Annotated in this window: 20 protein-coding genes; 11 read left to right on the plus strand and 9 right to left on the minus strand. The window is 60.6% G+C overall.

Annotation, left to right across the window (positions count from 1 at the left end; all coding sequences use genetic code 11):
* Position 1: 1 nt before the first annotated feature.
* The 6 genes from ACRZ95_RS11125 (at position 2) to ACRZ95_RS11150 (ending at position 7496) form a co-directional block, all read left to right on the plus strand.
* Positions 2–2017, plus strand: a complete 2016-nt coding sequence (locus ACRZ95_RS11125; RefSeq protein ID WP_170675874.1) for an acetate--CoA ligase family protein — start codon at positions 2–4, stop codon at positions 2015–2017.
* Between the two features lie 3 nt (positions 2018–2020).
* Positions 2021–2800 carry a carnitinyl-CoA dehydratase gene (locus ACRZ95_RS11130; protein WP_170675873.1) on the plus strand — a complete coding sequence of 260 codons (780 nt, stop codon included), beginning with the start codon at positions 2021–2023 and terminating at the stop codon, positions 2798–2800.
* 340 nt (positions 2801–3140) lie between these two features.
* Positions 3141–4067: a choline ABC transporter substrate-binding protein gene (gene choX / locus ACRZ95_RS11135; RefSeq protein WP_170675872.1), complete on the plus strand. Its 927-nt coding sequence runs from the start codon at positions 3141–3143 to the stop codon at positions 4065–4067.
* 86 nt (positions 4068–4153) lie between these two features.
* Positions 4154–4984, plus strand: a complete 831-nt coding sequence (gene choW / locus ACRZ95_RS11140) for a choline ABC transporter permease subunit (RefSeq protein ID WP_170378502.1) — start codon at positions 4154–4156, stop codon at positions 4982–4984.
* 3 nt (positions 4985–4987) lie between these two features.
* Positions 4988–6013: a choline ABC transporter ATP-binding protein gene (gene choV, locus ACRZ95_RS11145; protein WP_170675871.1), complete on the plus strand. Its 1026-nt coding sequence runs from the start codon at positions 4988–4990 to the stop codon at positions 6011–6013.
* 127 nt (positions 6014–6140) lie between these two features.
* On the plus strand, positions 6141–7496 hold the full coding sequence (locus ACRZ95_RS11150; protein ID WP_170675870.1) for an MmgE/PrpD family protein: 1356 nt from the start codon (positions 6141–6143) through the stop codon (positions 7494–7496).
* A gap of 4 nt (positions 7497–7500) precedes the next feature.
* On the opposite strand, the gene ACRZ95_RS11155 is transcribed toward ACRZ95_RS11150, so the two are convergent.
* From ACRZ95_RS11155 to ACRZ95_RS11195, 9 genes are all read right to left on the minus strand, one after another.
* Positions 7501–8238 (minus strand): aspartate racemase/maleate isomerase family protein, encoded by a 738-nt coding sequence (locus tag ACRZ95_RS11155; protein WP_170675869.1) that lies wholly within the window; start codon positions 8236–8238, stop codon positions 7501–7503.
* Positions 8235–9302 (minus strand): aminotransferase class I/II-fold pyridoxal phosphate-dependent enzyme, encoded by a 1068-nt coding sequence (locus ACRZ95_RS11160; RefSeq protein ID WP_170675868.1) that lies wholly within the window; start codon positions 9300–9302, stop codon positions 8235–8237. The genes ACRZ95_RS11155 and ACRZ95_RS11160 overlap by 4 nt, the downstream gene beginning before the upstream one ends.
* Positions 9299–10939: a hydantoinase B/oxoprolinase family protein gene (locus tag ACRZ95_RS11165; protein WP_170675867.1), complete on the minus strand. Its 1641-nt coding sequence runs from the start codon at positions 10937–10939 to the stop codon at positions 9299–9301. Before ACRZ95_RS11165 ends, ACRZ95_RS11160 begins: the two co-directional genes overlap by 4 nt.
* Positions 10936–13032: a hydantoinase/oxoprolinase family protein gene (locus ACRZ95_RS11170; RefSeq protein WP_170675866.1), complete on the minus strand. Its 2097-nt coding sequence runs from the start codon at positions 13030–13032 to the stop codon at positions 10936–10938. The genes ACRZ95_RS11165 and ACRZ95_RS11170 overlap by 4 nt, the downstream gene beginning before the upstream one ends.
* A 220-nt stretch (positions 13033–13252) precedes the next feature.
* Positions 13253–13657, minus strand: a complete 405-nt coding sequence (locus tag ACRZ95_RS11175) for a hypothetical protein (protein WP_170675865.1) — start codon at positions 13655–13657, stop codon at positions 13253–13255.
* A gap of 11 nt (positions 13658–13668) precedes the next feature.
* Positions 13669–14370, minus strand: a complete 702-nt coding sequence (locus ACRZ95_RS11180; RefSeq protein ID WP_170675864.1) for a hypothetical protein — start codon at positions 14368–14370, stop codon at positions 13669–13671.
* Positions 14340–15860: a caspase family protein gene (locus ACRZ95_RS11185; RefSeq protein ID WP_170675863.1), complete on the minus strand. Its 1521-nt coding sequence runs from the start codon at positions 15858–15860 to the stop codon at positions 14340–14342. Before ACRZ95_RS11185 ends, ACRZ95_RS11180 begins: the two co-directional genes overlap by 31 nt.
* Positions 15861–15942: 82 nt before the next feature.
* Positions 15943–16455: an RES family NAD+ phosphorylase gene (locus ACRZ95_RS11190; protein ID WP_170675862.1), complete on the minus strand. Its 513-nt coding sequence runs from the start codon at positions 16453–16455 to the stop codon at positions 15943–15945.
* The gene (locus ACRZ95_RS11195; protein ID WP_170378480.1) at positions 16455–16805 is read right to left on the minus strand and encodes an MbcA/ParS/Xre antitoxin family protein; all 351 of its coding nucleotides are present in this window, start codon (positions 16803–16805) and stop codon (positions 16455–16457) included. Before ACRZ95_RS11195 ends, ACRZ95_RS11190 begins: the two co-directional genes overlap by 1 nt.
* Before the next feature lie 231 nt (positions 16806–17036).
* Here ACRZ95_RS11195 and ACRZ95_RS11200 point away from each other — a divergent pair, with 231 nt between their 5' ends.
* The 5 genes from ACRZ95_RS11200 to ACRZ95_RS11220 are packed head-to-tail and all read left to right on the plus strand — an operon-like array spanning position 17037 to position 19982.
* The gene (locus ACRZ95_RS11200) at positions 17037–17471 is read left to right on the plus strand and encodes a hypothetical protein (protein ID WP_480554946.1); all 435 of its coding nucleotides are present in this window, start codon (positions 17037–17039) and stop codon (positions 17469–17471) included.
* A complete protein-coding gene (locus ACRZ95_RS11205; RefSeq protein WP_170549375.1) occupies positions 17468–18133 on the plus strand; it encodes a MotA/TolQ/ExbB proton channel family protein in 666 nt (221 codons plus the stop codon). The genes ACRZ95_RS11200 and ACRZ95_RS11205 overlap by 4 nt, the downstream gene beginning before the upstream one ends.
* Before the next feature lie 31 nt (positions 18134–18164).
* Positions 18165–18491 (plus strand): biopolymer transporter ExbD, encoded by a 327-nt coding sequence (locus tag ACRZ95_RS11210; RefSeq protein WP_170549377.1) that lies wholly within the window; start codon positions 18165–18167, stop codon positions 18489–18491.
* 4 nt (positions 18492–18495) lie between these two features.
* Positions 18496–18873 carry an ExbD/TolR family protein gene (locus tag ACRZ95_RS11215; RefSeq protein WP_170488189.1) on the plus strand — a complete coding sequence of 126 codons (378 nt, stop codon included), beginning with the start codon at positions 18496–18498 and terminating at the stop codon, positions 18871–18873.
* Positions 18870–19982 (plus strand): energy transducer TonB, encoded by a 1113-nt coding sequence (locus ACRZ95_RS11220; RefSeq protein ID WP_480554949.1) that lies wholly within the window; start codon positions 18870–18872, stop codon positions 19980–19982. Before ACRZ95_RS11215 ends, ACRZ95_RS11220 begins: the two co-directional genes overlap by 4 nt.
* The last annotated feature ends 2 nt before the right edge of the window (positions 19983–19984 follow it).

Raw genomic sequence — 19984 nt, forward strand, 5'->3', positions numbered from 1 at the left:
GATGACCAAAGACCTCACCCGGCTTTTGCGCCCTAACTCCATCGCTGTGATCGGCGGTGGTGCTTGGTGTCAGCAGGTCATTCTACAGTCTGAACGTATGGGCTATGCGGGACAGATCTGGCCTGTTCATCCCAAAGCGACCGAGATCTCTGGCCATAGGGCCTATGCCAGTCTCGAAGACCTGCCAGCATCGCCTGACGCCGTTTTCATCGGCATCAACCGCCATGCCACGATTGAGGCGGTTCGCATCCTTTCTGCCACTGGCGCCGGTGGTGCGGTGTGTTTTGCGTCAGGTTTTTCCGAGGCCGTGGCCGAGGATGACACAGGCGGCGATCTGCAGGCACAACTGGTCGCAGCTGCGGGCGACATGCCCATTCTGGGACCCAATTGCTATGGTTTCATCAACGCGTTGGACGGGGCTTTGCTATGGCCCGACCAACACGGGGCCAAGCCGGTCGACTCTGGCGTGGCGATCCTGACGCAAAGTTCGAATATTTCGATCAACCTGACCATGCAGAAACGCGCGCTGCCCATCGCCTATATGGTGACCTGTGGGAACATGGCGCAAACCAGTCAGGCGCAGATCGCTTCGGCCTTGCTGGACGATCCGCGTGTGAGTGCCGTTGGTTTGCATATCGAAGGCTTCAAGGACATCCGCGAATGGGAGGCACTGGCCCAGAAGGCCCACTCCAAAGGTATCCCTCTGGTGTCGCTCAAGGTCGGCGCGTCCGAACAGGCTCAGGCCGCGACCGTGTCGCATACCGCCTCTCTGGCGGGAAGCGACGCAGGTGCGCAGGCCCTTTTGGAGCGGCTCGGCATCCCACGCCTATCGGCGTTGCCTGATTTTCTGGAGACGCTGAAACTGCTGCATTGCTATGGCCCGTTTTCAGGCAGCAACATCGCCTCGATAAGCTGTTCCGGGGGTGAGGCCAGCCTGATCGCGGACATGGCCGTTGGAACTGGGTTGTCCTTCCCCCGCCTAAGCGACGGTCAGAAAGCCCGCCTGCGAGAGGCACTCGGTCCGATGGTGGCGCTGAATAATCCGCTGGACTACCACACTTATATCTGGCGCGATGAAGCGGCGATGGCGAAAGCCTGGGCTGGGATGACGGGAGACGACATCGATCTGACGTTCTCGATCCTCGACTATCCGACCACGGATGCGAGCGACTGGGCCTACGCCTCTCGTGCTGCGATGAAAGTGCGTGCGGAGACCGGCGCGCGATTTGCTGTTGCCGCGACTTTGCCCGAGTTGATGCCCGAAGATGTAGCGCAAGAGCTTATGGACGGCGGCGTGGTGCCCTTCATGGGGCTGCGCGAAGCTCTTGCCGCAACCGAAGCGGCAGGCCAGATCACAGACCCTTCGGACAAACCGGTCACATTGCCCGGAACGGCTGAGGCCAAAAGGACACTCACCGAAGGCGAGTCCAAACGCGTTCTGGCCGAGTGTGGACTGCGCATCCCGCAGAACCGCACAGTCGCAGGTGCCGACCAGGCGCGCGCTGCCGCTCAGGACATGGACGCGCCATTTGCGGTCAAGGGCGTGGGGCTGGCTCATAAGTCAGAACACGCGGCTGTGCGATTGGGTGTTCTTGCCGAAGACGTGGCCGACGTCGCCGCAGATATCGGCACCCCTGAAATTCTGATCGAAGAGATGATCACCGGAACAGTGGCCGAGCTTCTTGTAGGCGTGGTGCGCGATCCAGCACACGGGTTTGTCCTGACCCTGGGTGCAGGCGGTGTTCTGACCGAAGTGCTGTGCGATACCGCCTCCTTGCTGGCGCCCAGTTCTGCTGATGACATCCGCAACGCCTTGGGTAAATTGAAGATTGCACCGCTTCTGGCAGGCTATCGTGGTCAACCGGCGGCTGATATGGATGCCATCGTGGCCGCTGTTGAGGCCGTTCAGGCCTATGTCATGCGAAACGCCGACACGCTTGGCGAGGTCGAAATTAACCCGCTCCTCTGCACGCCCGACAAGGCGGTGGCCGTGGATGCCCTCATCAGAAAGGCCTGAGATATGGACCCGATCAAAACCCGCCGCGACGGCGCGATCCTTGAGGTCACATTGGACCGGCCCAAGGCCAATGCCATTGATCTTGCCACCAGCCGCATCATGGGCGACGTCTTTGCCGAGTTCCGCGACGACCCGGACCTGCGCGTCGCGATCCTGACAGGTGCCGGAAAGAAGTTCTTTTGCCCCGGATGGGACCTGAAAGCCGCAGCCGATGGAGATGCGGTCGATGGGGACTATGGCGTTGGCGGTTTTGGCGGTCTGCAGGAATTGCGCGACATGAATAAACCCGTCATCGCAGCTGTAAACGGCATTGCCTGCGGGGGAGGGTTGGAGCTTGCGCTGTCGGCCGACATGATCCTCGCCGCAAACCATGCGAGTTTTGCCCTGCCGGAAATCCGCTCGGGCACCGTGGCGGATGCGGCCAGCGTCAAATTACCAAAACGCATCCCGTACCACATCGCGATGGAGCTGCTGCTGACGGGCCGCTGGTTCGACGCGGAGGAAGCCAACCGCTGGGGTTTGGTGAATGAGATCGTGGCCGCGGATCAACTGATGGATCGCGCGTGGGAACTCGCCCGCCTGTTGGCCTCGGGCCCACCGCTGGTTTATGCCGCGATCAAAGAGGTTGTTCGCGATGCTGAAGACAGCAAGTTTCAGGACGCCATGAACCGAATTACCAAAAGGCAGCTGCGCAGCGTCGATACTCTCTATGCCAGTGAGGACCAGATGGAAGGCGCGCGCGCGTTTGCGGAGAAGCGTGATCCTGTCTGGAAGGGCAATTAAGCAAAACTGGGGGTCTGACGCCTCTCCGCGGCTCCGTCTTTGATGGGGCCGCAACACCTAAGTAGCTGCGCCCAACGGTTCCCGGGTAGGCCTGCTAACGGATTGCATGCTTGTGTCATATTGAATTAGGACACGCCTGCCCCATGGGGCGTCTGCAACTCAAACCTGCGCCACAAACCGCACGCAGCCAAACCGAAATCCATGCCACCTAATCCATGAATTGTTCAGCGTGCGACAGAAACTGTTGCCTGAATCCGGCTGCATGTGAACAATTAGACTTGACTATGTGCCATTTATTTTTCCTAACTAACCAGTCAATCAAAAAAACAGGGAGGCTCCAGTGAAAGCCCTAACAACCATTTCAACCCTTGCCATTCTGGCATCTGCCGGGGCGGCATTGGCCAATTGCGACGAGGTCGTATTCTCGGATGTCGGCTGGACCGATATCACGGCGACCACTGCCGCAACGACAACGATTCTTGACGCTCTGGGCTATGATACCGAGATCAAGATCCTTTCCGTTCCAGTGACTTACACTTCGATGGCTGAAGGCGATATCGACGTGTTCCTGGGCAACTGGATGCCGACCATGGAAGGCGATATCGCGCCGTATCGCGAGGCGGGAACGGTTGAAACAGTGCGCGCGAACCTGGAAGGCGCCAAGTACACTCTGGCCGTCAACGCTGCAGCCGCCGAGCTGGGCATCAAGGATTTCGCTGATATTTCAACACACTCCGATGCTCTGGACGGCAAAATCTTCGGAATCGAGCCGGGCAATGACGGCAACCGTCTGATTCAATCCATGATCGATGGCGATTCGTTTGGCCTCTCTGGTTTCGAAGTCGCTGAAAGCTCCGAGCAAGGCATGCTGGCGCAGGTGGACCGCGCTTCGCGCAAGGGCGATCCGATCGTGTTCCTGGGTTGGGAACCCCATCCAATGAACGCCAATTTCGAGATGTCCTACCTGACCGGTGGCGATGAGTTCTTTGGCCCCAACTTCGGCGGCGCGACCGTGTTCACCAACACCCGCAAAGGCTATGCAGAAGAGTGCCCGAATGTTGGCGCGCTACTGAACAACCTGGAATTCTCGCTGGCAATGGAAAACGAGATCATGGCCGCGATTCTGGATGGTGGCGAAGATCCGGCGGACGCAGCCAGCGCATGGCTGAAAGCCAACCCGGATGCCTATACCCCATGGCTGGACGGTGTCACGACCCGCGACGGTGGTGACGCAGTCGCCGCAGTAAGCGCAGCACTGGGTCAATAACCTTAAACGCCCTTCGCCGCGCGTCTGTGGCGGAGGGCTTTTTTGTGGCCTGATCTCAGGCCCGGAATACTCTGAAAGGCAGACAGATGGATTGGCTGACCGACAACAAGATACCCGTCGGCAAGACGGCCCGAGCGGTTTTTGAATGGCTCCAAGAGATAGGGGAGCCATTTTTCGATTGGTTGTCCTGGGTTCTTGAGGCGCTGATTGATGGCATATTGTGGGTGCTGCAAACCCCGCATCCTTTGATCGTTGTGGGCGTCTTCGTGGGTATCACGTGGCTGTTGCAGCGCAATTGGAAGGTTTGCCTGTTCGTGGCGCTGGGGTTCCTGTTCATTCTCAATCAGGGTTATTGGGAAGAAACGACGGAAAGCCTGACTCTGGTTCTATCCTCCTGTCTGGTCTGTATGGCGATTGGCGTGCCTATTGGCATCGCGGCGGCGCACAGGCCCAAGCTTTACGTGGCGATGCGGCCGGTGCTGGACCTGATGCAAACCCTGCCGACCTTCGTCTATCTGATCCCCGCGATCGTGTTCTTTGGTATCGGCATGGTGCCGGGCCTGATCGCGACCGTGATTTTCGTTTTGCCCGCTCCGATCCGCCTGACCCATCTGGGTGTGTCCTCAACCCCGACCCCTCTGCTTGAAGCGGCCGAGGCCTTTGGTGCGACCAAATCCCAGACCCTGTGGAAGGTCGAACTGCCTTACGCGCTGCCGCAGATCATGACAGGGCTGAACCAGACCATCATGTTGTCGCTGTCGATGGTTGTCATCGCCGCTCTGGTTGGCGCTGACGGCTTGGGTGTGCCGGTCGTGCGGGCGCTCAATCAGGTGAACACGGCCCTTGGTTTCGAATCCGGCTTTGTCATCGTTGTTGTGGCGATCATCCTCGATCGCGTCCTCAGAGTGGAGCATTGATCCATGACCGCAGTTGAATTTGACAATGTTTCAATCGCGTTCGGCAACGACCCCAAAAGCGCGTTGCCCTTCATGGACGAGGGCAAAGACCGCGCAACGGTGAAAGAGGCCTGCGGGCAAGTGCTGGGCGTCCACAATTGCTCGCTGACCGTGCATGAGGGCGAAACGCTGGTGCTGATGGGGCTGTCTGGTTCGGGCAAATCCACGTTGCTGCGGGCAGTGAACGGGTTGAACCCGGTGATCCGCGGCGCGGTGCGGGTCTCGGACGGATCGGAGATGGTGGATGTTACCAACGCCGACGCCCGCACCCTGCGCCGGGTGCGTCAGAACCATATTGCGATGGTGTTCCAGCAATTCGGACTGCTGCCGTGGCGCACGGTTCGTGAAAACGTTTGGCTAGGGCTGGAGCTGTCGGGCATGTCCCGCACTGAGAGGTTGCAGCGCACCGATGAACAGCTCGCTCTGGTCGGTCTGTCTGACTGGGCCGACCGTAAGGTCGGAGAGCTTTCGGGCGGTATGCAACAACGCGTCGGTCTGGCCCGAGCCTTTTCCACTCAGGCACCGATCCTGTTGATGGATGAGCCGTTCTCGGCCCTCGATCCGCTGATCCGGACCAAGCTGCAGGATGAGCTGCTGCGCCTTCAGGAAAAGCTGAAACGCACGATCATCTTTGTGTCCCATGACCTTGATGAGGCCTTCAAGATCGGCAATCGCATCGCCATTATGGAGGGCGGTCGCATCGTGCAATGCGGCACCCCGTCCGAGATCTACTCAAAACCCGAGGACGAGTATGTAGCCGATTTCGTTGCGCATATGAACCCTCTGGGCGTTTTGCGCGCGCGGGATGTGATGGAGCCTGCGACCGGCACGCCGGACCGCTCGGTTGATGCGGATACGGATATTCGCGACGTCATTCAGGGCTTTGACCAGAACAACGCACCGGTTGGCGTGATCGAGAACGGGGCGATCATCGGTCAGGTCACAAAAGACCGTGTGTTGAACAAGCTGGTTGATCCGATGGGGCAGTAACCCTCTGACCTTAAACATGGGGCGGTCCGACACTAGAACGCCGGACCGTTCGTTCTCAATTGTTTTCGTGCCATCCCATTCGAAACCTCCTAACCTGCCTTGAGAGGTGTTGAGCTAGGAGCAGGCCGTGACAGATACCTTCCAAAGAGTTGCTGATTTTACCCTAGGTATAACACCCGAGGATATCCCCGATGCGACGCTTGACGCCGCCGCGTTAATGCTGCTCGACACGCTGGGCATTACGATAGCGTCAGGTCCTATGGCGGCTGGGAGTATCGCCAGAGAAACCGCTTTTGCGCTCTACGGGGCAGGTGATCAGGCGCTCAGCGCGCGGATGCTGTTTGATGGCCGCCGGGTCAGCGCCGCAGGGTCTGCCTATGCTGCCGCAACGCAGACTGACAATCTGGATGGGCATGACGGGTATAACCCGACCAAAGGGCATATCGGTGTCGTTGTTGTCCCGGCGCTTTGTGCGCTGGCGGAAACGTTGCCGGACTTCTCGGGTCCCGAAGCTCTGACCGCTGTCACCATCGGGTATGAGGTCGCTGGGCGCGCCGGGATTTCTCTGCATGATACAGTCAGCGACTATCACACGTCAGGGGCATGGAACGCCTTGGGCGTCGTGGCCGTCGCGGCTCGGTTGCGTGGGTTGGGAGTGGACCAATTGCGGCAGGCCATGGGCATCGCTGAATATCACGGCCCCCGCAGCCAGATGATGCGCGAGATCGCCAACCCCACAATGCTGCATGACGGATCGGGCTGGGGGGCTTTGGTCGGTGTGTCTGCGGCGGTTTTGGCCGAGAAAGGCTTTACCGGCGCGCCGGCGATCACAATCGAAGCCGAAGAGGTCACGATCCATTGGCAGGACCTTGGCCAGTTCTGGCAGATGCAGCATCAATATGTGAAACCTTACCCGATCTGCCGTTGGGCACACGCTGCGATCGACGCTGTCCGTCAGCTCATGCGCGACCATGACCTGAGCCATGAAGATATCGACTCGGTGCAGGTCAATACCTTCCGCGAGAGCGCCTGCTTGTTTCAGGGCATGCCCGACGACACCTCAAAGGCGCAGTATTCGCTGCCATTTGCGGTGGCAGTGATGATGGCCTATGGGCGGATCGGGGTTGAGCATATCTCGGGCGCGGGTCTGTCTGATCCTTTGGTGGCGTCTTTGTTGGAACGTATTTCCGTTGCCGAAGACGCGCGCCATTCGGCTCGGTTCCCCGAGTGTCGCATCGCCGATGTTACGATCCGCTTGCACGACGGGCGGGTGCTGGAAACTGGCGACGTCCATGCGCGCGGCGGCCCCGAGGCCCCGATGGATCAAGCCGAAGTGGTCGCAAAATTCATGGAGTTCGCGGTGCCGTCGCTCGGCGAAACAAGGGCCACGTCCATACGCGACACGATACTGGGGTTGAGAGATTCGGCATCGGCATTCTCGGATCTTGGGGCGTTGATCTATGACGCTCCGTCCGGGTCCTAGCCCCTCAAACACAGTCGAACAATCGCCCCGGTAGCCCCTGATGCCGTGGTAGGCCAAGTTCGCGCAGCAAGTAGAACATCATCGCCTGATTGGATGTGACAACGGGTTTGCCTAGCGCGGCTTCAATCCGTTCGATGGCCTCAACGGACCGCATATCGGTGCAACTCAGAACGATCGCCTCGGCCTGTGGGTGGTCGGCCTGGCAGGCCAGGTCGAAGACTTCGCCCGGGGTCAATTCTCCCTGACCGTAATTGCCCAATTCGCGGCCGACATCGGCGCATTTGACCGTTTCGATCCCGTTTTGGGCCATGAACGCCATGGCCTGCGTATTGATCTCGCCCAGATAGGGCGACGAAAAGCCGACTTTGCGGGCCGCCAGCGCCTGAATGCCGGCGATCAGAGCACCGGCCGCTGTGACTGATTTGGCATTGGCACCGGATTTGATCTGTTCGGCCAACTCGGCGTCGAAAGATGGGCCGTGGGTCAGCGTGGCCGAGGTGCAGCCGTAAAGAACGATGTCGGGCCGCACGCCAGAAATCATCCGCAAATCATGGCTGATATCCGACGCGCCCAGACCAGCCATCTGATCCGAGCCGGGGATTTCGTCCACGTCATACCCGCCCATGCGCTGGAAATGCAGCGTGGTGTTGGGCGGGCGCATCAATGCCAGATCCGGCTCCAGATTTGTATTGGTGAAAGGCACCAGAACGCCGATCTTGGCCGCGGTTCGGGTCTCGGTCATGTCAGCACTCCTTTCAGCACATCGCGGGCGCGGTTCATCACGTCTGGTGTGCAAATCGTGGCGCGGAGGCAATCGCCCAGGCCATAACCGCCCATCCCGCGCATCAGCAGGTGTTCTGCGCGCAAAGCAGCATCGGCCCGCAGCGCCTGATCAACTGCAGCAAAACGCAGTAAGACGAAATTTGTGTGGCTTTGCAGGACGGTTAACCCCAAAGCGCGGCAATCTTCGGTGAACTCATCGCGGATTTGGGCAGTTGTTGCCACAACCTCTCGCATGTGCGTCTGATCACGCATTGCAGCGGCAGCTGCAGCCTGCGAGGGGATCGAGACATTGTTGGGATTCAACAACTTGCGCAGTTCTGCTGCAATATCCTGCGGAGCATAGGCCCATCCGACCCGAGCGCCCGCCAGCCCATAGGCTTTGGAAAACGTTCGGGTGATGACCGTATCGCCGCGCTGAATCATAGCGAATATCTCTGCCGGTTCATGTTCGGCATCCGAGAACTCGGCGTAGGCTTGATCGACGACCAGCAGAACATTCTTGGGAAGGCTGGTCCGTAGGCGCAGAATTTCCGTGTTCGGGATCACCGTTCCGGTCGGGTTGCCCGGATTGCAGACGAAGACGATGCGGGTTTCTGGAGTGACTGCGCTCAGAATGCCATCCACCGAAACAGTCAGGTCGACCTCACGCGCCTTGACATAATCCGCCTGCACCTGCGCGGTCGCTGAGGCAACAAAGGCGTAGCCGTAGTCTGTACCCAGCACGCGGTCCCCTTGCCCGGCATAGGCGCGGATCAGGCAACCGATCAGCTCCATCGATCCCGCGCCGCAAAGGATGTTGCTCGGGTCCAGCCTATGCACCTCGGCTATCGCTGCGCGGAGGTCCGGCCATTCCGGATCAGGATAGAGTGGCATGTCGGCCATCGCCGCGTGTCCGGCGGCAATTGCGGCAGGGCTGGCGGCAAAAGCGCTTTCGTTCTGGGCCAGTGAAATCGTCTGAGGACCGCCAAGATCGGCCAGCGCATAGGCGGCCATGGCGCCAACATGAGGGACGGGCCGGATCATGAGCCTCCTCCGTATGCTTTGGCCCCTTCGGCGCTGATCAGACCACGCTTGAGATCAAGTGCCAGCGCGTCAGGATTCCTGTCTGTCGGGTCGCCGAAGCCGCCCCCTCCGGGGGTTTCAAAGATCAGGTAGTCGCCGTCTTCAACCCGAAGCTCGCCCTTGCCGGGGATGTCAGCGTCGCTGTCGCGGAACCGGATGCGTCCGGGCGCTCCAGGTTGGCCACCCATCCGACCAAGCGCGGGGAATTTCAGCCGTTCGACCGAAAGGAAGACTATGAAGGGCGCGCCGTTGGCCGAGGTCATCTCGATCCGCTGCCCCAACCCGCCGCGGTACTTGCCCGCACCGCCCGAGTCTGGCCGAAGCTCGCGCCGCCAGATCGTGACGGGGGCGACGCTTTCGGTGATCTCCACCTGGCTGCCGAACACGCCCGAAGGGTAGGCCGTTGCCGACAACCCATCCGCATGAGGCCGCGCGCCCGTGCCGCCGTTATGCACGGGCTCCACCGCGAATTCGCGGCCTCCGTCACGGGCGACCTCAGGTGCATGGCGCATGGGCAGGTCGAACATACAGGATGCGCCCTCGGCCGGGACCTGATCGGGTAGGGCCTGATGCAGGCAGCCCAGAACCAAATCAGGGGTCACCTGACCCAGCGTATGGCGCATCGCGACGGGCACCGGCCGCTGCGCATTCAGGATGCAGCCCTTGGGACCATCGACAGTGAACGGCTCCAGAGAGCCTGCATTGTTGGGAATGTCCGACCCGACAATGCAGCGCAGGGCAAAAACGGTATAGGCAGTGGCATAGTTCAGCGGCACGTTGATGCCCTTGCGCGAACAGCCGGAGGTGCCAGTGAAATCCACATGCATCCCGTCGGCGGTGACGGTCAGGGTGGCGTGCAGTTCCAGTTCATTCTCATAGCCGTCCATCTTCAGGACGTTCTTATAGACGCCAGTAGGCACCTCGGCGATGGCGGCCAGAGTGCCCCGGCGTGAGGTCTCGATGATGTAGGCCCCCAGTGCGTCCAGATCGTCGATGCCGAATTCCTCCATCATAGACACCAGCCGGTTCACCCCAGCCTCACAGCAGGCGATCAAGGCGTAGATATCGCCCTCATTAGCCACCGGTTCACGGCTGTTGGCGCGGATGATGTCCAGTAGAAGGGCGTTCGGCGTGCCTTCCTCGACCAATTTGCAGGGCGGGATCAGCAGGCCCTCGTCGTAAATGTCCGAACCCTCAGGCCCCATGCCCAGCCCGCCTAGGTCAACCAGATGCGAGGTGCATGAAGTGAAGCCGACGACCTTGCCATCCTTGAACGCGGGCATCATCAAAAGGAAGTCGTTCAAGTGACCCGAGGCGAGCCATGGATCGTTCGTCATATAGATGTCGCCGGGTTTCATCGTCTGAACCGGGAAGGCGGTGCGCAAGTGCTGAACGGCTTCGGCCATGGTGTTGATATGGCCCGGCGTGCCAGTGACGGCTTGCGCTAGCATCCGGCCGTTCACGTCGAAAATCCCGGCAGAAATGTCGCCGCATTCGCGCACGATCGGGCTAAAGGCGGCGCGGATCAGGGTTTGGCCCTGTTCCTCGACAACCGCCAGCAGCCGGTTCCACATCACTTGTAGTCGGGCAGGGGTCATTGCGTGCCTCCTTTCTGGTTCCGGATCAGGACGAGGTTTCCGATGGCATCCACATGGGCCGAAAAATCGGCTGAGACGAGCGTCGTCGTCTGTGGTTCATGGATCAGCGCGGGGCCGCAGATGTGGTCGCCGGGGTTGAGATTGGCACGAGCCACAAAACAAGCCTGTTTCCTCTGCCCGTCTACATCACAAATGATGGGTCGGGTTTCTGAAGGCGTCATCGTGGTCACCGCCGGGCTGGCAAGCAGTTCGGGAACGACAGCGTCCGGAGTCGCGACTTGCACAGCCCAGTTCAGTATCTCGATCTGCATGCCCGGAACGGGGCGCGAGAATTGCTTGCGGTACTCCGTTTCAAACGCTTCGGTCAGCGGGGCGAGGTCTTCGGGGGTAAGTGTGCGGTCGGGCAGCGAAATCTCAATCTCATGCCCCTGACCGCTGTAGCGCATGAAGGCTGAGCGTCGGATTTCGGTCGGTGCATCTCCGGCACCTTGGGTAACAACGGCGCTGGCCTCGGCGATCATATCGTCAAAAAGGCCGTTGATCGCCGTGAAATCCAACGTACCCAGTAGAGAATAGTACGAGCGCACGATCTCAAACGACACAGGTGCAAACAGGAACCCTACCGCCGAGCCAACACCGGGATTTGGGGGCACCACGATCCGGCTGACACCCGCAGATCGGGCCACGCGGCTGGCATGGAGAGGGCCGTTGCCGCCAAAAGCGATCATGGTGCGGGCCCCGAGGTCTTTGCCCGATTCCACCGCATGCATCCGCCCGGCGCTGGCCATGCTTTCATCCACGATGCGGCTGACCCCATCAGCGGCCCCTGTCGCGTCGGTTTCAAACGCCGTGCCAATCACGCGTTGCAACGCGCCGTTTGACGCCTTGGGGTCGATCTTGATGAATCCTTCGGCAAAAGTGTCGGGCACGATGTAGCCCAGAGTGATATCGCTGTCGGTCACAGTCGGCTCGGTCCCGCCGCGCCCAAAAGCCACTGGGCCGGGTTCCGAGCCAGCCGATTTTGGCCCAACGGTCAGACGGCCCAGCCGGTCCACCCCGGCGATGGAACCTCCGCCCGCGCCGATTTCGATCATCTCGATCACGGGGATACGTACCGGCATGCCCGAGCCCTTGATGAACCGCGCGGCCCGTGCGATTTCGAACTGCCGCGAGGTTTGGGGTCGGGCATTGTCGATCAGGCAGAGCTTGGCAGTCGTGCCACCCATGTCGAAGGACAAAACCTGATCCAACCCGGCCCGAGCGGCGATGTGCGCGGCGAGAATAGCCCCTCCGGCAGGGCCACTTTCGACCAGCCGGATCGGGAAACGCATGGCCGTCTGCACGGTACACATCCCGCCACCTGCGGTCATCATCAGGATTGGGCAGGTGACCCCTTCGGCTTCGAACTTTTTGACGAAGCGGGTCAGATAGGTCTCCATCAACGGTTGGATATAGGCGTTGGCAACCGTAGTGCAGAGACGGTCAAACTCGCGCGCCTCGGGGCTGACATCGGATGAGATCGACACGGTCAGATCAGGGCGTCGTTTGGCAAGAGCATCGCGCAACCGACGTTCATGCGTGGGGTTCGCGTAAGCATGCATGAGGCAAATCGCAACCGCATCTGCCCCGCTGGCGTCGATTTCAGCCAGAAGCGCGTCAATAGCGCCTTCTTCCAGTTCGATCAGAACCTCACCGGTCGCGGACATTCGCTCTCGAACGGTCAGAGAGCGCTCACGCGGGACAAGTAGGTCGGGCTTTTCCAGTTTGATATCGTATTGCGCATAGCGCCGTTCGTAGGCGATTTCGAGGATATCGCGGAAGCCTTCAGTCGCGACGGTTGCCACGGTGGCCCCGCGCCGCTCGATCAGAGCGTTCGTGGCCAGTGTGGTGCCGTGGATGAAGCCGGTCACCTCGGCCAGGGACCGTCCCGCGCTTTGCGTGACGCGCAGCGCCCCTTCCATTGCGCCTTCGGCCGGATTTTGGTGAGTGGTCAGGGTTTTGGTCGAAGCCAGTATCGTCTCATTGCCTGAAACGAGGACGGAATCGGTAAACGTGCCGCCAATATCTATGGCGAGGCGCAGAGCAGTTGTCATGGAGGGGTCCGTTGTCGTCTGTAACAGTTAGGGCATGGCGCCCGTTCGGCTTGTTACCGACGCGGTGCCACCAAGTTGCAGCCGGTGGCCCGGCGATCCATACGAGTTGGGATGCACTGACAAGTCATGAGGAATTGTCGGGCGGTTTTTACGTCACTGCTAGCGCATTTGCGACATCGCGGCATTCCAACGACGTAAAACCTGAACTTCGCTGCAGGGCTTACCCCGACAGCCGCGCCAAATCCGCACTTAGCGCGCGGGCCTCGGAAATACTGCGCTGTAGGGCCTGCAATTGCGCCTCGGCAGTGGTGCCTTGGGGCTTTGCGTTCAGCACCCTGTCGATTCTGGCGGCTGTGGCGGGGTCTCCGCCGCCAATTGCATCGCGCTGTTGCAGGATTTTCAATTTCAGCTGCGCCAGTTCAGTCTCAGAGGATCGGATCTGCGCGGCCAATGCGTCGTTGCGGGCCTGAGCTGTCGCCACATCGCCCTCGGCGGCCTCGATCCGGTCATCATAGGCCCCGGTCGCAATGCCGGATACTCCGGCGAAGAACCCTCCGTCCGCCGGGTCTGTCGTGGTTTGGCAGGCGGCCAAAAGAAAGCAAGGCAGAGCAATGCGTGTGATCATGTTCTGCCCTGTCACAGCGACGACGCCAAATCGCTGGCGATCCCGCGCATCTGCGAAATCTGGTTGGACAGAGCCTGCAGATCACCGTCAATGGGCGAAGTGGTTTGGCGGCGCTTGATCGTCAGGCTGCGCGCCTCAGCAAATTCCGCCTGCCGTCTGGTTGCCCCGTCAATGGCCAGTTCCATCTGTTTCAGATTGCCATTGGCCTCGGTCAGCTCTCGTTGCAACTCGGCCTGATCTACGGTGCCTGCCGCCGCGCGGGCGTTCAGTGCGTCCAACTCGGCTTTTTGAGCCACCAGAACTTCGTTCATCACGTTCAACGTGGTCTGCATTTCGGCGGCGTTCCGGTCCAGATCGGATTTGATCTGACGCAACCGTCTTTCGCGCCCGGCATAGCTGCGCTGCACATAGGCCACATAGGTGCCTGCCAGAGCGCCAGCACCCAGTCCGAGGGCGACGCCTGTGCCTACGTCGTCAGAACCGCCCAGCCCAAAGCCGATCGCGCCACCCGCTACACCACCTGCAATCGCCCCTTGCAGGATTGTCTTTTGCAAGGCTGCCGCTTGCTTTGCCAGATCGGCCTCGGCCTGGCTTGATCCAGCGCCTACGGATCTCAGCGTTTCCGGCTCGCTGCTGCCACCGCAGGCGGACAGAGCCAACGATGCCCCTAACACGGAGGCGATCAGCCGGGTGGAATAAGATCTGCCAGCCATTGATAACTCCCTTTTTTACTGTCTTCTGCCTGCGCCACATGGCGCAGAAACAATGCGGCATCCTCGCTCAGGCGCGCGTGAGCTTGCCCGAGGTTACGCGAAGTTGCTGCAGCGTCAAAGAAATCTGCGCCTGGCTCGGATGGAAAGAACACCACGGCGCGGGTCAAAAGTTCATCATAATAACTGCGGCTTTGATCCAGCCGCCTTAGAATGACACCGCGTGAGCGATAGATGTCGTAGATATCATTGCGGGCCTGTTGCAGTACCGGCAGCGCGGCAGGGTCCGAGCGGGCGATCTCTTCGATTTGACCCAAGGCGTTTTCAGCAACAGCCAGAGTGCGTTCGACACTGCGCAGTGCAACGATATCTGTGCGCAGGCTCTGCAATGTCGTGGCGGCCAGAAAGACCGAGACTTCGGCGGCGTCTTCAAACAGACGCTCTGGCGTTGCGGTTTCCTGCAGCGGCAAGCGACGGCGATACTGATCGAGGGCCGGTTCCAGGTTCCGGCTTGGCCCATCTGGCATCAGCCCAAGGGTGGAAAGGGCCGCGGCCAGCTTGTCGGGTTCCGCAGCAGCCAGCGTGGCGCTGATCGGCGCGGCCGGGGCGGTTTCGGTGTTCCTCAGCAGCTCAATCCGGTCACGCGCGAAAGCGGCGAACAGGCCATCGGGGTATGTTTGCAGATAGTCCTTGAAGTCAGATTGATCGCTGCTTGCGGAAATGCTCCGCCAATGTGCCATATCGGCCTCAAAAGCGTCCGTGGGACCAGCTGAGGGCAAACCCGGCGCAAAACTATGTTCATCCAGAACGGATTCTTCGACCCAAGGGATCTGGCGGCCTTCTGTGTCCAAAACCACTTGCTGACGCACCCGACCGAGCATCAGCCGCACATCCAGATCTGGCGTTGCAATATGATCCAGCAGGCTCGAGGTGAAGACACTGTTGTCGCCCAGCCCGTCATACGCCACGTTGCCGGGGTCAGTGGCATAGGCGATCAGCAAACCTGCACCGCCTCGGATGCGGACGAGGCCCTGTTCGACCATCCCTCTCTCCGAGAACGGGTTGTTGCGGCAGGCGTCCAGCAGAAGGATGCCGACATCCGGCCCAGCCTTGGCAAGCACATCGCGCACGCGGTCGATGGTGATCGAACTCCGGCTGAGTGCGTTCAGGTCACTGCCCGAGAATTCCGTGCCGATCAGGTGGTTCTGACCGCCGATCTGAACCCCGTGACCGGCGTAAAAGAAAACAGCCATTTCAGCGCCTTGCGCCGCTTGCCCAAAGGCGTGGACGGCCCGATCCATCGAGGCTGCGTTCTGGTCGGTAGCCTCGGTCACGGCAAAGCCAAGCTCTCGCAGCGCTGCGCCTAAGGCCTCAACATCGTTGACTGGGTTGCGCAAGGCCATATCCGGGGCGCGGTAGTCGGAATTGCCGATCAACAAGGCCACACGATCAGCCGCCCGGGCCGAGCCTGTCGCCAGAACCAGACAAGACATTATGCAAACTAGCAAAAATCGGAACCGAGTCATACCGTCACCTTAGCGCATGGGTTTTGGACTGCACAGACAGATTGGAGCTCTATAGCCTGCCCAGTCGATCCTCGTCGTCCACAACGGTCAGCCGCGTATCCGAACTGCTCCACCGCCAGAGGACGAGGTTGAGGTTTGCCGGTGTCGTCCCCGGCGCGAAGCTGCGCACCAGCAAACCGAGAAAACCGTCCTTGATCAATTGCGAGGCCAAATCTTGCGTCGGGACAGCGCGACGATCCAGCATGGCTGACCGCCAACCGGGATCGGCCAGTGTGGGCGCGGTCATTCCGTATTGGGTCAAGGTGGCCTCGTCTCTTGTGTCGAAGATCGGGCCTAAATCCGCATGGTAGGACACCAGTATCGTCGGCTGCAAGTCCCCGACCTGATTGGCCTCGCGCAGGGCCGTGGCCGGGTCCAGCGCCGTGTAGAGCGCAGGTGTTCCCTTCGCGTTGAACCGACCATCATATTTCTCTGCCCCGCGACCCGAGAGGGGATCGCGCGCGTAGACCGGGTTTAATGCGCGAAAAAGCGGCCCACGATACCAGCCCTCGTCAAGCGGCATCAGGCATAGACACCGGCATCGACGGCATCAATGTACTCCAACACCTGCTGCGCCTTACCCTCCTGGACCAGTTGCATGGCGGTGCGCCCGTCAAAGCCGGGCAGGGGTTCCGATCGATACCAGGCATAGGCGATCAGATCCGAGCCAAAGCGCGGTTGCACCTTGTTGAGAACTTCGACCAGTTCGCGCAGGCGGCGTTGCGTTTTGTCGGATTGAATGCGCGTGCGGCGTTGCAGGGCATCCTTGCCCAACCCCACGGTCAAGGCGACCTCTTCGGCGGATGTACGCAGAGCCGCCGCGATTTTCCGAGGCTCAAACAGCCCGCCTTCGGCGAATTGAGCAATCTGCATGCCACCCTCCAATCCTGTTACTTTGACAGTATTTAGCGTCACTATCGCTGATTTTCAAGGAAGCATACCGTGTCGCTGCGTCTCGAACCTCATCAAACCCCTTGGCAGACGACATGATCCTCACCAACTTGGGACCACCCGTTGATTGACGACAGCCCGAGCGGCCCTTTTACCTGTTCGCAGCCTCGGGTATGAGGTCTCAAATGGCAAGAAAACAGCGGGAGCCCATCCATGTCGTTTCATCGCACCGCTTTTGCGGCATTGTTCGCGGCCGTGTCGCCAGCCGTCAGTTGGGCGCAGTCAGAAAGCGCACCGTCTGAGGCGCTGTCCGTCGAATTGAACACAGCACAGAATGTGGGCAATGCCTGCCGTCTGACGTTTTTGGTGCAGAACGGAACCGGGGTCTCAATCGACAAGGCCGTGTTCGAGACCGTGATCTTCGACACCGAAGGCGGCGTTGTCAGCCTGTCCCTTTTCGATTTCCGAGATCTTCCTGCGGATCGCCCGCGCGTGCGGCAGTTTGATCTGCCGGGAAGGGATTGCGCGCAGGTGGGCCGCGCCTTGATCAACGGTGCCAATACCTGCGTGGTCGACGGTGCGGATAGCACTATCTGTCGCGATACGCTCAGCCTCAGCAGCCGGGTCAAAGTGGAGCTTTTGGGATGAATTTCTTGGGCACTTTGCGTGAAATTCTGGCGCTTGGCGGGCCGGTCGTTGGCATCTTGATCGTGATGTCGGTTCTGACTCTCTCGGTCACGCTGTATAAACTGTGGCAGTTCGCGGCTTGTGGTGTTGGTCGCCACAAGGTCCTGTCCGAGGCGCTGGCTGCCTGGGATGCAGGGGATCGCGCCGCGGCGCGTGCGCGGTTGAACGACAGCAGCAGCTACCTTGCACCGATCGTTGGGGCCGCGATGGATGGGGTGGACGTCCCCGGCGTGGATGACCGTCTGGATGCCGAGGCCGGTCTTGCCCTTGCTGGGTTGGAGCGCGGCTTTCGACTGCTGGACACGGTGGCGCAGCTTGCCCCGCTGCTTGGATTGTTCGGAACGGTGCTTGGCATGATCAACGCGTTCCAAAGCCTGCAAACCGCCGGTTCCTCGGTGGACCCGTCGCTGCTGGCCGGTGGGATCTGGGTCGCCCTGGTGACAACGGCTGTAGGACTTGCGGTGGCGATGCCGACCTCGATGGTTCTGTCGTGGCTGGAAAGCCGCACTTCGCGTGAGCGGGTGTTTGCGGACAAAGCGCTGCGGACCATTCTGGTGCCCGGTCACGCGCTGCAGGCAACGGCCGGGGCACAGATCCCGCGCGCCGCCCCTGAACATGCGTAACACGGCGCCCTTTGTTAGACGCCCCTTGTCGATGACGCCGCTGATCGACGTCATCTTTCTGTTGCTGCTGTTCTTCATGCTCTCTTCCACCTTCTCGCGATTTGCTGAGATTGAATTGACGCAGGCCGCCGCTGGCAGTGGCGCGGGCTCGGCACCGGCGGACCGAGTGTTTCTGCAGCTTGGTCCGGATCGGTTGGTTCTGAACGGGGCCTCGATCACCTTGGCAGATCTGCTGACGCAAGTTGAAACCGGGCAGGTTCTGATCAGCCTCGACGCCGATACCTCGGCGCAACGCCTTGTCGATGTATTGGTTCCTCTACGAGGTCGCGACGGGTTGACCGTGACGGTGTTGGAGTAGGCCGATGATCCGCCAGACACCCCAGCGCCGCAGACGCGACTCCACGATCCCGCTGATCAATGTGGTGTTCCTGATGCTGGTCTTCTTCCTGATCGCCGGCACCGTGGCCCCCCCTTTGGACCCTGATCTTGAGCTGGTCGACACCGCAGAGCTGGAGGGGCGTGAGCCGCCGGATGCGCTGGTCCTGCATGCAGACGGATCGCTCAGCTTTCGCGGGCAGGCCACGGACGCGGAAACATACATGGCGGATCATGAGGGCGAAGAGGTCCGCATCGTGCCAGACCGCGCGGCCTCGGGCCCGCGTCTGATCGAGGTGACAGGTGCGCTGCGGCGTGCAGGTGCGAAATCGGTCTTTCTGGTCACCCAGCAGGCAATCGAATGATCCGCACCTCGGCCATCATCGCCGCTGTGGCCGTTCTGGTTTCGCTCTTGGTGCATATTCTGGGGCTGAGCATGACCACAGCCAGTTTGACCAATTCGCCAAGCGTTGTGGGCGATGATGAAGATGCGGTGACCCTCGGCACGGCCTTTGAGGATTTGGCCGAACGGGTACCCGAACCGATCGAGCCAGAAGAAGCGGAGGTGCCCGAACCTCCGTTCGAAACCTCGCCTGAGCCCGAAGAAGCGGAGATTCCGACAAGCGAAGCTCTGGTTGCTTCGCCCGATCCGCAAGAGCAGACATTCGCGCCCGACACCGGCGCCTCCAATGGCGGTCAGGCCGAGGTGCCAGAGCCGGAGGTGACCGAATCCGTTGACCAGTCGGAGACGCAAACGGCAGCAAGTGATGAGGTCGACGCAACGCCACTGGCCGAGCCATCTGATGTCGTCGAAATCCCGCAAGCCAGTGCCGCAGAGCCGGTTGAGCCGGTCGAAACGCCAGAGGCCGAGCAACTGGCCGCGTTGCCGCCCGTCGAGGTTGCGCCTGTGCCGCTGGAACAAGAGGCTGTTGAGCCAGAAATCGCGGTGGAGCCTTTACCGGAAGAAGCCGAACCTGTGGAGGACAGCGAAGGCTCCGAGCAGGCGGTGGCAACTTCTCTTCGGCCGCGTTTGCCCAATCGGACGCCCTCGGACGAGGTTCAACCTGCGCTGCCCGGTACGCGCAATTTCGACAACCTGAAATTCCCCGAACAAACCATTGAATCCCCATTGGCGGCCTATCAGCGCGAAGGGATTGACGCGTTCACCCGCAATGACCGGGGCAACCAGTCCGGCGGGCGAGGGCCGGGCAATTCCACCACGACCAACTATGCCGGACAAGTTCTGGTGCATCTGAACCGCGCGCCTCAGGTTTACGCACCGGTTCGCGGCTATGCGCAGGTGTTCTTTCAGATCGACCCGGATGGCTCATTGGCCTGGGTCGAGGTCATCACCAGCTCGGGCTCGGACCAGGTGGATCGGGCTGCGAAGGAGCAGGTCAGGGGGGCCGCACCTTTCCCGCCGCCGCCCGGTGGTGTCAGCCGCAAACTGTCTTTCTACTACCAGAACGGCTGAGC

The sequence above is a fragment of the Ruegeria sp. AI3 genome, assembly GCF_056541245.1.